This is a genomic window from Mycobacterium sp. (assembly GCF_052144515.1).
In the GTDB taxonomy this organism is placed as follows: domain Bacteria; phylum Actinomycetota; class Actinomycetes; order Mycobacteriales; family Mycobacteriaceae; genus Mycobacterium.
Genome location: NZ_JBKQQD010000186.1, coordinates 1 through 12,043, shown reverse-complemented (window position 1 = coordinate 12,043; position 12,043 = coordinate 1). Strand labels below are relative to the sequence as shown.

General features: G+C 66.6%; 9 protein-coding genes and 2 pseudogenes. 6 read left to right on the top strand and 5 right to left on the bottom strand.

Going from position 1 to position 12,043, the window contains the following annotated elements; all coding sequences use genetic code 11:
• Positions 1-14 precede the first annotated feature (14 nt).
• Together ACLP9N_RS12760 and ACLP9N_RS12755 are read left to right on the top strand one after the other, a co-directional pair.
• Complete coding sequence (locus ACLP9N_RS12760) at positions 15-350, top strand: hypothetical protein (RefSeq protein ID WP_442407751.1); 336 nt, start codon at positions 15-17, stop codon at positions 348-350.
• Between the two features lie 108 nt (positions 351-458).
• Positions 459-929 carry a hypothetical protein gene (locus ACLP9N_RS12755; protein ID WP_442407750.1) on the top strand — a complete coding sequence of 157 codons (471 nt, stop codon included), beginning with the start codon at positions 459-461 and terminating at the stop codon, positions 927-929.
• Positions 930-1,283: 354 nt separating this feature from the next.
• Here ACLP9N_RS12755 and hsaB read toward each other — a convergent pair whose 3' ends face one another.
• Genes hsaB through hsaA form a run of 4 tightly spaced genes read right to left on the bottom strand, consistent with a single transcriptional unit; the run spans position 1,284 to position 4,874 of the window.
• Entirely contained in the window at positions 1,284-1,847 is a 564-nt protein-coding gene (hsaB, locus tag ACLP9N_RS12750) for a 3-hydroxy-9,10-secoandrosta-1,3,5(10)-triene-9,17-dione monooxygenase reductase subunit (RefSeq protein WP_442407749.1), read from the bottom strand.
• A gap of 2 nt (positions 1,848-1,849) precedes the next feature.
• A complete protein-coding gene (hsaC, locus tag ACLP9N_RS12745) occupies positions 1,850-2,764 on the bottom strand; it encodes an iron-dependent extradiol dioxygenase HsaC (protein WP_442407748.1) in 915 nt (304 codons plus the stop codon).
• A complete protein-coding gene (gene hsaD / locus ACLP9N_RS12740) occupies positions 2,761-3,639 on the bottom strand; it encodes a 4,5:9,10-diseco-3-hydroxy-5,9,17-trioxoandrosta-1(10),2-diene-4-oate hydrolase (protein WP_442407747.1) in 879 nt (292 codons plus the stop codon). Before hsaD ends, hsaC begins: the two co-directional genes overlap by 4 nt.
• A gap of 50 nt (positions 3,640-3,689) precedes the next feature.
• The gene (gene hsaA, locus ACLP9N_RS12735; RefSeq protein WP_442407746.1) at positions 3,690-4,874 is read right to left on the bottom strand and encodes a 3-hydroxy-9,10-secoandrosta-1,3,5(10)-triene-9,17-dione monooxygenase oxygenase subunit; all 1,185 of its coding nucleotides are present in this window, start codon (positions 4,872-4,874) and stop codon (positions 3,690-3,692) included.
• A 163-nt stretch (positions 4,875-5,037) separates the two neighbouring features.
• On the opposite strand from hsaA, the gene ACLP9N_RS12730 reads away from it, so the two are divergent.
• From ACLP9N_RS12730 to ACLP9N_RS12720, 3 genes and pseudogenes are all read left to right on the top strand, one after another.
• The gene (locus ACLP9N_RS12730) at positions 5,038-6,126 is read left to right on the top strand and encodes a 2Fe-2S iron-sulfur cluster-binding protein (protein WP_442407745.1); all 1,089 of its coding nucleotides are present in this window, start codon (positions 5,038-5,040) and stop codon (positions 6,124-6,126) included.
• 250 nt (positions 6,127-6,376) lie between these two features.
• A pseudogene (locus tag ACLP9N_RS12725) lies at positions 6,377-7,972 on the top strand (PE family protein); the annotation flags it as partial.
• Positions 7,973-8,246: 274 nt separating this feature from the next.
• Positions 8,247-8,777, top strand: a complete 531-nt coding sequence (locus tag ACLP9N_RS12720) for a hypothetical protein (RefSeq protein WP_442407744.1) — start codon at positions 8,247-8,249, stop codon at positions 8,775-8,777.
• Between the two features lie 13 nt (positions 8,778-8,790).
• Here ACLP9N_RS12720 and kdpA read toward each other — a convergent pair.
• Positions 8,791-10,373 (bottom strand): annotated as a pseudogene (kdpA, locus tag ACLP9N_RS12715) (potassium-transporting ATPase subunit KdpA).
• Positions 10,374-10,600: 227 nt separating this feature from the next.
• Here kdpA and ACLP9N_RS12710 point away from each other — a divergent pair.
• Positions 10,601-11,374 carry a DNA-3-methyladenine glycosylase family protein gene (locus tag ACLP9N_RS12710; protein ID WP_442407743.1) on the top strand — a complete coding sequence of 258 codons (774 nt, stop codon included), beginning with the start codon at positions 10,601-10,603 and terminating at the stop codon, positions 11,372-11,374.
• Positions 11,375-12,043 lie beyond the last annotated feature (669 nt).

Sequence of the window (12,043 nt, the reverse complement as noted above, 5' to 3'; positions counted from 1 at the left end):
AGCCGCTGCGGGACGTGTATTCCGAAAATGCCGACTGGGTCAACGCCTTCGGCACGGTCAAGCGCAGGCGCGATGACATCGTCGAGTACCTGACGGGATTGTTCGCCGATGACAACTTCAACCGCGGCGAGCTCGCCGGTCTGCCCGAGACGAGCTTTCGGGTACTCACCCCCGAAGTCGTCCTGGTCTCGGCGCATCTGCGGGCCAAGGGCCAGGGGCTTGTCGGCGGCGGAACGCTGGATCGTCACAACTTCTCCTTGCGCGCCCTACAGCGTCAAGACGGCGGATCCTGGCTGATCGTCTCGGAGATGTTCCAGGACGCCAATACCGAAACCACCTACCAGCGGTAGGGCCGGCCGCAGCTCACCGCCGATTTGTTTGATTTGTGTCAAATATGGGGAACCCCGGTGAACACGGGCTGCTAACACCACCAGACACCAACATCGAGGGGACCCACTATGAGCACCAGCACTACTTGGATTGTCGTCGCAGTGGTGGCTGTCGTCCTGATTGCCGCCCTGGTCGTTTTCGCGGTCGGGAGAGCAACGCGTCGACGCCGCCAACGGCAAGCCGAACAGTTACGCGAGCAGACCAGGCAGGAGGCGGCCAAGCTCGAACGGCGCGAAGCACTTGCGCAGGAAACAGCCGCCAAGGCGCGCGCTGCGCAGGCCGAAGCCGAGGTCAAGGCCGCCGAAGCCGCCAGGCTGCAGGAGCGAGCGGCCACACATCAGAGCGACGTGACGACATCGCGCGAGCAGCTCGAGGAGCAGCGCAAGCGCGCGGACAGCATCGACCCGAACGTCAGGACGAAACGGACGGATCGTGATCAAGGACATGGTGAGGAGTCCGACGAATCGGCCATCAACGCGGGAACGGTCAGGCATGATCCGACATTGGACGCAAATAATTACGGCAGCGTCAAAAACTAGGGTGGTTCGCCCACCTGATTAAGGCCGGGATGGCCCGCCCCCTCAACGGGCCATCCCGGCAGTCAGGTGAGATCTCCGGCTTCGCTCAGAATCGATCAGCGGAGATCTCTGGCGCCTGGCGACATTGGCGAGCGATCTGCTGCTCGCGCGCGTACAACATGCTGTTAGGTGAAGCCGTTCTCCCCGACGGTCATCCCTGCGGCTATCGCCATCTTCCGCAGCGCCGCACTGGCGACGACGGTGTCTTGGTGGTCTTCCAGCAGACCGCGCATGCCACAACGCATTTCCGCAGTAGGCAAATGCCAAAGATCCGCGCCCGGTTAAAGCCCTAGAGCCCTAAATCCTGTGCCCGAGTCAGAGCCAGGTGTCCTGGGTGGTGGTCGTCAGGAACGCTTCTAGGTCGTCGCGCCATTGCGCGGGCGTGGTCTTGTCCGGCTCGATACCGGTGTAGTCGCCGCGATAGAACAGCAGCGGCCGCGGCTTGATCTTGGGGGCCTCCGACAGCGCTTCGACCGAGCCGAACACCACCAAGTGGTCGCCGCCGTCGTGCACCGACGCCACCGTGCAGTCGATGTAGGCCAGCGAGCCGTCGATGATCGGCGAACCGAGTTGTGAAGGGTGCCAGTCGATTCCGGCGAACTTATCGGGTTCTTTAGATCCGAATCGCGCCGAGACGTGCTTTTGCTTTTCGGTGAGCACATTGACGCAGAACTGGCCGCTGGCCTCGATGGCCTTCCAGGACCGCGACACCTTGGTGGGGCAGAACAGCACCAGCGGCGGGTCCAGGGACAGCGCCGCGAAGGACTGGCATGCGAAGCCGATAGGGACGTCGTCGTGCACGGTGGTGATGATGGTGATCCCGGTGCAGAACTGACCCAGCACGCTGCGGAACGTGCGCGGGTCGATCGGCGCCGTCATGGTTAACTCCGGAAACCGACCGTGAAGTCGTGACCCCACAGGCTGACGGCCGTGCTTTCCCGGGCGATCCAGTCGTCGTCGGCGACTTTTCTTCCCTCACAACCGAATTCGACGTCAAATCCGCTTGGTGTCTTCATGTAGAAGGACAGCATCAGGTCGTTGACGTGGCGGCCCAGCGTGGCCGACATCGGCACCTTGCGGCGCAACGCCCGGTCCAGGCACAAGCCCACGTCGTCGGCCTGCTCGACTTCGACCATCAGGTGCACGATGCCGCTGGGCGTCTGCCCGGGCATGAACGCCAGGCTGTGGTGGCGCGGGTTGCAGCCGAAGAAGCGCAGCCAGGCCGGCGCCCCGTCGGCGGGGCGCCCCACCAGCTGCGGCGGTAGGCGCATCGAGTCGCGCAACCTGAAGCCCAGCACATCGCGGTAGAAGTGCAACGACTCTTGGTCATCGCGGGTGGTCAGCACCACGTGCCCGAGCCCCTGGTCTTCGGTGACGAACCTGTGCCCGTACGGGCTGACCACCCTGCGGTGTTCCAGCGCGGCACCGTGGAAGACCTCCAGGCAGTTGCCCGACGGGTCGGAGAACCGGATCATCTCGTCCACCCGGCGATCCGCCAGTTCGGCGGCGGTGGCTTCCTTGTACGGCGTGCCCTCCACGTCGAGCCGATTCCGAATCTCCTGCAGCCCTTCGGCATTCGCACATTCCCAGCCGGCTTCGGCGAGCCGGTCCTGTTCGCCGGGCACGATCACCAGCCGGGCCGGGAAATCGTCCATCCGCAGATATAACGCCCCTTCGGTGCTGCCCTTCCCTTCGACCATGCCGAGGACCTTCAGGCCGTACTCACGCCAGGCCGCCATGTCGGTGGCCTCGATGCGCAGATAGCCCAGCGACCGGATGCCCGTCACGCTGCTCATCGCGTGCCTCCCAGAAAATCGATCGTCAGCTTGTTGAACTCGTCGAACTTCTCCACCTGCGCCCAGTGCCCACATTGCCCGAAGACGTGCAGCTGCGCACGCGGAATGGTCTTGAGCGCGACCAGCGCGCCGTCCAATGGGTTGACCCGGTCCTCGCGACCCCACATCAGCAGCACCGGCTGGCGCAGTTTGTAGACCTCGCGCCACATCATGCCGAGCTCGAAATCGGCCCCGGAGAACGACATTCCCATCGCCCGGGTCGCCGCGAGCGATTCCGGTGTGCTGGCCAACACGAAACGCTGGTCGATCAGCTCTTCGGTGATCAGCTTCTGGTCGTAGACCATGACCCGCAGGAACGCTTCGAGATTCTCCCGGGTGGGCTCGACGGAGAACTTCCCCAGCCGTTTGACCCCCTCGGTCGGGTCGGGCGCAAACAGGTTGATGCTCAACCCGCCCGGGCCCATCAGAACCAGGCGCCCGGCGTTGTCGGGGTAGTCCAGTGCGAACCGGACCGCGGTGCCTCCGCCCAGCGAATTGCCAACCAGCGGTGCGCGTCCCAGGCCCAGCTGGTCGAAGAGGCCCTTGAGCGCTCTGGCGGCGTAGCGGTTGAACTGGCCGTGCTCGGCGCGTTTGTCGGAGTGGCCGTAGCCGGGCTGGTCGACGGCCAGCACATGGAAGTGCTGCGCCAGCACCGCGATGTTGCGCGCGAAGTTCGTCCAGCTCGACGCGCCCGGACCACCGCCGTGCAGCAGCACCACCGTCTGGTCGTTGCCGACGCCGGCTTCGTGGTAGTGCAACTTCAGCGGTCCGTCGACCTCCACTTCGGCGAACCGCGAGGTGCATTCGAAAGTCAGCTCTTCGGTGGCCGCTGTCACTATCCGCCGCTCCTCCTCATCGCTTCGCTCTGCATCGTCGCTGGCGGGTATCAGACCATGGTGTCGCCGGGCGGCAACCCGAACTCGTGGTTCCCGAAGATCACGTACGCCCGCTCCGGGTCGTTGGCGGCGTGCACCCGCCCGGCGTGCGCGTCACGCCAGAAGCGTTGCACCGGTTGGTCATTGGCCAGTGCGGTGGCGCCGGACGCTTCGAACAACCGGTCGATCGCGGCGATCGAGCGTCCGGTGGCGCGCACCTGGTCACGCCGCGCGCGGGCGCGCAGCTCGAACGGGATCTCCTTGCCGGCGGACAGCAGTGCGTACTCGTCGCCGACGTTGCCGATCAGCTGGCGCCACGCGGCGTCGATGTCGCTGGCGGCCTCGGCGATGCGGACCTTGGCGAACGGGTCGTCCTTGGCCTTCTCGCCGGCGAACGCCGCACGCACCCGCTTGCCCTGATGCTCCACGTGCGCGTCGTACGCGCCGTAGGCCATGCCGACGATCGGCGCCGAGATGGTGGTGGGATGCATTGTCCCCCAAGGCATCTTGTAGACCGGGGCGGTGTTCGTCTCATATCCGCCCGCGGTGCCGTCGTTCATCGCCTTGTACGACAGGAACCGGTGCCGGGGCACGAAGACGTCCTTGACGACGACGGTGTTGCTGCCGGTGCCGCGCAGGCCGACCACATGCCACACGTCGTCGATGCGGTACTCGCTGCGCGGGATCAGGAAGCTGCCGAAGTCGACCGGCCGACCGTCCTTGATGACGGGGCCACCGAGGAAGGCCCACGTGGCGTGGTCACAGCCCGAGGACCAGTTCCACGAGCCGTTCACCAGGTAGCCGCCGTCGCACACAACGCCCGCGCCCATCGGCGCGTACGACGACGAGATCCGGGTCTTGGAGTCGTCGCCCCAGACCTCCTCCTGCGCCCGCTGGTCGAACAGCGCCAGATGCCAGTTGTGCACGCCGATGATCGAGCTGACCCAGCCGGTGGAACCGCACGCGCTGGCCAGTCGACGCGTCGCCTCGTAGAACAGCGTGGGGTCGCACTGCAGGCCGCCCCACTGCTCGGGCTGCAGCAGGGTGAAGAAGCCGGCCTCGTCAAGTTCCTGGACCGTCTCGTCGGGCAGGCGGCGCAGATCCTCCGTCGCCTGAGCGCGCTCCCGAATCCGCGGCAGCAGATCGTCGATGGCAGCTAACACCGACTGCACATCACGCTGTTGAATGGACGTCACTTACGTTTGCCTCCTGCGAGTGCGGACTTAACACAGAAGACTAGAACACGTTCCGATTTGTGTCGAGCAGCGTATTCCTGCGGCTGGTAGCGGTAGGAATCAGGTTTTCTATAACATGTTCTAGTTACGGCGGAAGAGCGCATTGGAACAGAAAGGACGGGTGTTGACCGAGGCTGATCTGGACCAAGCATCCGACGAGCCGCTCGGCGACCACGTCCTGGAGCTGCAGATCGCCGAGGTCGTCGCCGAGACCGACGACGCGCGCTCGTTGGTGTTCGCGGTGCCGGACGCGTCGGGGGACCCCAGCATTCCGCCGGAGCGGCTGCGCTACGCACCGGGCCAGTTTCTGACGCTGCGCGTACCCAGTGACCGCACCGGTTCGGTGGCGCGCTGCTACTCGTTGTGCAGCTCGCCGTTCACCGACGAGGCGCTCACCGTCACGGTCAAGCGCACCGCGGACGGCTACGCGTCCAACTGGCTGTGCGACCACGCCCATCCCGGCATGCGCATCCACGTGCTGGCCCCGTCGGGCAACTTCGTACCCAAGACGCTCGATGACGACTTCCTGTTGCTGGCCGCGGGCAGCGGGGTCACGCCGATCATGTCGATCTGCAAGTCGGCGCTGTCCGAGGGCAGCGGGCAGGTGACGCTGTTCTACGCCAATCGCGACGACCGCTCGGTGATCTTTCGCGACGCGCTGCGCGAGCTGGCCGCCAAGTATCCCGACCGGCTGACGGTGGTGCACTGGCTGGAGTCGCTACAGGGACTGCCTAGCGCGACGGCGTTGGCGAAGCTGGCCGCCCCGTTTACCGAGCGGCCGGCGTTCATCTGCGGACCCGGCCCATTCATGGAGGCGGCGCGTGTCGCCCTGGAAACGCTGAAAGTGCCTGCGGCCCAAGTACATATCGAGGTGTTCAAGTCGCTGGATTCGGATCCATTCGCGGCGGTGAAGATCGAGGACACGGGCGATGAGCCGCCGGCCACCGCGGTGGTGCAGCTCGACGGTGAAACCCACACCGTGTCGTGGCCGCGCAGCGCCAAGCTGCTCGACGTGCTGCTGGCCAAGGGCCTCGATGCGCCGTTTTCCTGCCGGGAAGGCCATTGCGGTGCCTGTGCCTGCACGTTGCGCAGCGGCAAGGTGAGCATGGAAGTCAACGACGTACTGGAGCAGCAGGACCTCGACGACGGGTTGATCCTGGCCTGTCAATCTCATCCGGAATCCGATTCGGTGGAAGTGACCTACGACGAGTAGTCGCGCAGACCTGCCTGACGTCCAATCTGGTTGCGGCGGCGACGATTTCCGCTGCGTCGAACGCGATCGATCCGCTGGTGGTCTGCCGCGGACTTCAGTGGCTGCGGTGGCTGCTGTGGCGTCATCCCGATACAGCAATGCGCAAGCTGGCAATTTGCCCGCGGATCCGGCCCGGCGTCGGTCAGCCTTTCTCGCGCCATCTGAAGACCTTTTGAGCGCCAATTGAAGATTCGGTATGGGGGTTCCCGCGATGTCGTCTTTTGTGATCGCAGTTCCTGAAGCTCTTTCCGCCGCGTCGGCCGACTTGTCGGGGATCGGCGAGGCGATCAGGTCGGCCACCGCGGTGGCGGCGCCCTCGACGACGGGGATTGCACCGCCGGCCCTGGATGAGGTGTCGGCGGCGATTACCCGATTGTTCGGCAGCTACGGGCAGGATTTTCAGGCGCTCAGCACGCAGTCCGGGCCGTTTCATGACCGGTTTGTGCAGGCGTCAACGCCGGTGAGGCCGCGTATGCACACATGGAGGCCGCCAACGCCTCGCCGCTGCAGACGCTGGAGAACGACGTGATGGGGGCGGTCAATACGCCCACCGAGCTGTTGTTGGCCCGCCCGATCATCGGCGATGGCGCCGATGGCGCGCCGGGTACGTGGCAAAACGGCGGCGACGGCGGGATCATCCGCGGCAACGGCGGAAACGGTGGGTCGGGCGCGCCCGGCCAGCCCGGGGGCAACGGCGGGTCGGCCGGCGGGTCGGGCCGCGGCGGTAATGGCGGGGCCGGCGGCAACGCGGTGACCCCGAGCGGGTCCGGCGGGTCCGGCGGGGCCGGGGGCAGTGGTGGATCGCTGACCGGGGCCGGTGGCGCCGGTGGGGCCGGCGGGAACGGGGCGGCCGGTGCGGCCGGACAGGCCGGCGGAAACGGCGGGGCCGGTGGTGCCGGCGGCGGTGCGGCGGCTGGGCAGACCGCCGGGGCCGGGGTGCCGGCGGTGACGGCGGGGGCCGGCGGCCCGGGCGCGATCGGGCAGGCCGGCGATAACGCCGGGGCCGGTGGGGCCGCGGGCGGCAGCGGGGCCGGCGTGGGCGCCTTCGGCACCGGCGGCAACGGCGGGGCCGGCGGGGCCGGCGGTGCCGGCGGTGCTGGTGCCAATGGCGGGGCGGGCTTCGCCGGTGGCAACGGCGGTGCCGGCGGTGTGGGTGGCAACTCCGGGACCGGCGGAACCGCGGGCAGCGGCGGGGTCGGCGGCAACGGCGGAAACGGCGGCGACGGCGGTGCCGACACCGGAACCGGCGGCAGCACCGCCCCGGCCGGCGGTAACGGCGGCCGCAGCGGCAACGGCGGCAACGCAGGCACCGGCGGCACCCTGGGCACCGGCGGCGCCGGCGGCATCGGCGGCAACGGCGGCAACGGCGGCATCGGCAACGACGCCAGGAGCGCACCCGGAACCGCGGGCGACAACGGCGGCAACGGCGGCATCGGCGGTGCCGGCGGCAAGGGCGGCAACTCCGCCGCCGGCGGCATCAACGGCAGCGGGGGGGCGGCGGCAACGCCGGGGCCGGTGGCGCGGCGGGCACCGGCGGCAACGGGGGCAGCGTGGGTGCGTTCGGCAACGGGGGCGACGGCGGTAACGGTGGCAACGGCGGCACCGACACCCGGACCGGCGACAGCACCGCTCCGGCCGGCGGCGCTGGTGGCAGTGGCGGCCGCGGCGGCAACGCCGGCACCGGCGCACTGCGGGCAACGGCGGCGACGGCGGCACCGGCAGCAACGGCAACAACGGCAGTGTCTCCGCCGACGGCGACAACGGCGGGGCCGGCGGGATCGGCGGGGACGGTGGTACCGGCACCAGCGGCGACAACGGCTCCGGCGCCGCCGGGGGCGGCGGGGGGCCGGCGGCACCGGCGGCACGGGCTCCGGCGGCGGCGGCAAGGCCGGCGTCCCCGGCAACCCCGGCAATCCCCCCACCGGCGTTGCGGGCGGTGCCGGCGGAGGCGGCGGCACCGGCGGCACCGGCGGCTCCTAGGTGCCCCGGACTAATCCCAGCCTGTCGATCTCACCCGGAATCTGATTCGGTAGAGGTGACCAACGACGACTGGTCGCGGAGTTACCGGGAAGGGGAACGCGATGAAGCGGCTGATAACGGGATTTGCCGTCGCCGGATCGCTGGCGTTCCTGCCCACCCCGATTGCCCTGGCGGCCAGCAACACCGCCACTACCCTGTTCCCGCTGGACGGACCCAACCAGCTGGAGACGCACACCTTCCTCAACTGCTTCAAAGGCGACGGCCACTGCGACTTCACCGTCGGCGCCGACACCCGCACGCCTGACGGTGTGACCGGCTTCCCCCCCGGCCTGTGGGCCCGCCAAACCACCGAGATCCGGTCGTCAAACCGCTTGGCCTACATGGACGTTCACGGCACCGGCCAGTTCGAGAGGGTCATGAAGTCAATGGGGTCCGACGAAGTCACCACCGTTTACTTCGGTGAGGGCCCGCCGGACAAGTACCAGACGACCGGCCGCATCGACTCGACCGATTGGTCAACGGGCCAGCCCAAAACCGACGTCAACGTCATCGTCTGCACCCACATCCAGGTGGTTTACACCGGGGTCAACACCACCTCACCCGCCACCTGCGCGCAGACCACATTTTCCTGATCCACCCAGGGATCTAAGACACGCTTTCGGCGATGGGCGCCAGCGCTAATGCTCGCAGGTATTCGAGGCCGACCACGATCAAGGCCACGCCGATCATCAACCCGACAAATGACACGGTATGGGTCGGCAGTGTTCCCGGATCATCGATCACGCTGGCGCGTTGGCCCGCAAAACTGGCGGCCAGCGCGAGCACCAAGATGATGGGCACGTAACGACCGACGAGCATCGCGGCGGCCAGCGCAAGGTTGAATCCGGGCGTGTTCCCACTGAAACCCGCTAATCTAAGGCGCTGCCATTTCCGGCCACGCAACTGGTGAAAGCGTAGAGCAGCTCCGATAGCCCATGCGGGCCTGCGTTACCCATCGATTTAGGCCCTGCCGGAACAGCGACAGCGATTGCGACTCCGGTGAGCACCGCGCACGGGGCGGTGAGCACTATCAAGCTCACCAGCTTCATCTCGCGGGGCCGAGCCGCTTGCCGAGGTATCCCGGTGTTCGCCCGATCATGAGGCCGCCGAGAAACACGGCGAGCAACGCGATGATGACCAGCCCGTACAGTCCGCTGCCCGCGCCGCCCGGACTGACCTCGCCCAGCATCATGTTCGCCATCAACACGCGACCGCCCAGGCTGGCGAAACTGTCGTATGACGAGTCGGCCGCACCGTCTGCCGTCGCGGTGGCAACTTGACCGAACACGGCGCTCCCGGGCACGCCGAACCGCACCTCGGTTCCTTCTGTGGACGCGCCCACCGCGGTGGCGACCGTGTCATGCGGTATCGACTCCGACAGCCCAACGGCAGCGGTTCCCAGGCCGAACAGTGCAATGACCACGACAAGCAGCGCCCAGCCTTGGCGGCGATCGCCCACCATGATCCCGTAGCTGCGCACCAGCGCCATCGGAATCAGCGCCATGGCAACGATCTCGATGACGTTGGACAGACCGCTCGGGTTCTCGTACGGGTGGGCGCTGCTGGCGTTGAACGCTCCCCCACCATCCCCCGACATGAGTTGATGGACTCCCAGGATGCGACAGGTCCGACGGGCAGGGTCTGCGATCCCCCGGCAAGGGTGGTGATGGAGCGTGCCGCACCGAAACTCTCGACGACGCCAAGCACGCTGAGAACTATCGCGACGACGATGGCGAGCGGCAGCAGGATGCGGATGATTCCGCGCACCAAATCGACCCAAAAGTTGCCCAATCGGTCGGTCCTCGGCGGGCGATGGCGAGGATGAGCGCGACGGCAACTGCCATTCCCACGGCTGCGCTGGCGAAGGCCTGCACACCCAGCCCGGCCGCCAGGCCGACATGACCTAGCGTGGACTCCACGGCGTAGTTCTGCCAGCTGGTCTTGGTGGCGAAGCTTACCGCCGTGTTGAGCGCCAGCAACGGCGTCGTTCCCTTATGACCCCACGGCTGCCGAAGGTGGGTCTGCAAGATCAGGAGCGCCAACAGGCCGAGCACACTGACCACCGAAAACGCCAGCACCGACACCAGGTACCAGCTCCAACGCTGCTCACGATGGGGATCCACCCCAGCCATCCGGTAGATGAATCGTTCGACGCGCCAATGTTTTTCGCTGGTGTACACGCGGGCCATGTAGTTGCCGAGCGGGACGTGTAGCACACCGAGAATCGCGACCACCGCCAGCAACTGCAGCTACGCCGTCATTCCCCATTGCATCGTGATCGTCTTTCCGTTGAGCTCGCCGCTAGCGCATCAGTTCTCGTCTGTGCCCATGCAGAGATCGAACCCGCCTCATTGACGAAAGCGCTAGGTCGCGGTGTAAACAAATCGCAATAACCGCAACTCCTGGCCTAGTTTGGGTGCGCGGTCACACGCTCAGACATTCGGCCCTGTTCTCCGGCGACGACACCGATGAAAATGAACGGACACCTGCGTTGACTTGGCAGGCCCTCGATGACCGATTGCCGGAGGGACACATGCCCGATACGGAGCGTGATCGCGCACTGGCCGATCTGCGGAGGGCCGATCCGATTCTGGCGCGCCTGATCGATGCGGATCCCAGCTTCAACCCGCGGGCCTGGCTGTCGGACCTGCCACCGATGGATGCCTTTGGCGCGCTGGTGTTTCAGGTGATCGGTCAGCAGCTTTCAGTTCGTGCGACCAGACGCATTCTCGAGCGGCTGGTGGAGCTCTTCGGCGGTGCCCTGCCCACCCCGGATGCCCTTTTGGCCGTTGCGCCCGAGGAACTGGTCAATGTGGGATTGTCGCGGCGCAAGGTCGCGACCTTGCGAGAAGTCGCTAAGCGCTTCACCGATGGCGAATGGCGCGACGAGGAACTTCGGCGGTTGTCTGACCGCGAAGTGGAAGATCGCCTCACGACGGTCTCAGGAATCGGCCCGTGGACCGTGCACGGCCTGTTGATCATCGCCTTTAACCGGCAGGACGTTATGTTGCCGGGCGACCTCGCTCTTCGCAAGGCGATTCAGCGGCTCTACGCGATGGACCACTTGCCCACTGAGACAGAGGTTCTCGCCCTCGCGGAGCGTTGGCGCCCATGGCGCAGTCTGGCAGCCGCCTATCTTTTTCAGGCCGCCTTCGATGACAGCCCAGCTGCTTCGTCCCGACTGGCATGACATCGACCTGCCCGATGTCATCGGATTGCGGCAACGGCTATTTCCGCAACTCGCAGGTCTGCACACACTATCGCCGCGTCGGTCACCGATCCTGGACTGCTCGACACGATCCCCGGCGACAAGCCGACCTTAGTTGTCGCCGAGGGGTCGACGCCGTATTTGCGCCGCGCCGACGGCGTGGCAATGCTGCAACGCATCGTCGAGCACTTCCCCAACGGTGAAATGCTCTTTCGCGGCTACAGCCGGGCAGGATTGTGGCTCCTGCGGCGCTACCCGCCGATGAAAGCCTCTGGCGCCTAACTGGACTGGAGCATCGGCGACCCACACGAACTCGAAAGCGATACTACTCACCGTTGTATTGGCAGTGGATGCAGTTCCTCTTCCGCATCACCCCGATAAGACGACTCGGCCGGGGCCTGCGCTACCACTTCGGCTCGGCGCGCTGCGCAGACTTGGTCTTTGAGGCGCTCGACCCGCGTGTCAGGAAGCCGGCGAGTTCTCCGATCGCGCTCATCAACGGGGCAGGGAAGACAATGGTGCCCCTAGGTTGATTCGGGACAGACCAGGGCCAGGATCGCGTCGTACCGTCTCGTGACGTCGTCGCGGTCAGAACGGTCGGCGACAGAGCGCACACTGGCCTGGTGGATTTTTTCGGCCTGGTTCAACAGC

Excerpts from the sequence above, each read along its gene's own strand:
- hsaB (WP_442407749.1), bottom strand. The coding sequence starts at position 1,847 with ATGACGGCGCCGATCGACCCGCGCACGTTCCGCAGCGTGCTGGGTCAG.
- ACLP9N_RS12755 (WP_442407750.1), top strand. The coding sequence starts at position 459 with ATGAGCACCAGCACTACTTGGATTGTCGTCGCAGTGGTGGCTGTCGTC.
- ACLP9N_RS12720 (WP_442407744.1), top strand. The coding sequence starts at position 8,247 with ATGAAGCGGCTGATAACGGGATTTGCCGTCGCCGGATCGCTGGCGTTC.
- hsaC (WP_442407748.1), bottom strand. The coding sequence starts at position 2,764 with ATGAGCAGCGTGACGGGCATCCGGTCGCTGGGCTATCTGCGCATCGAG.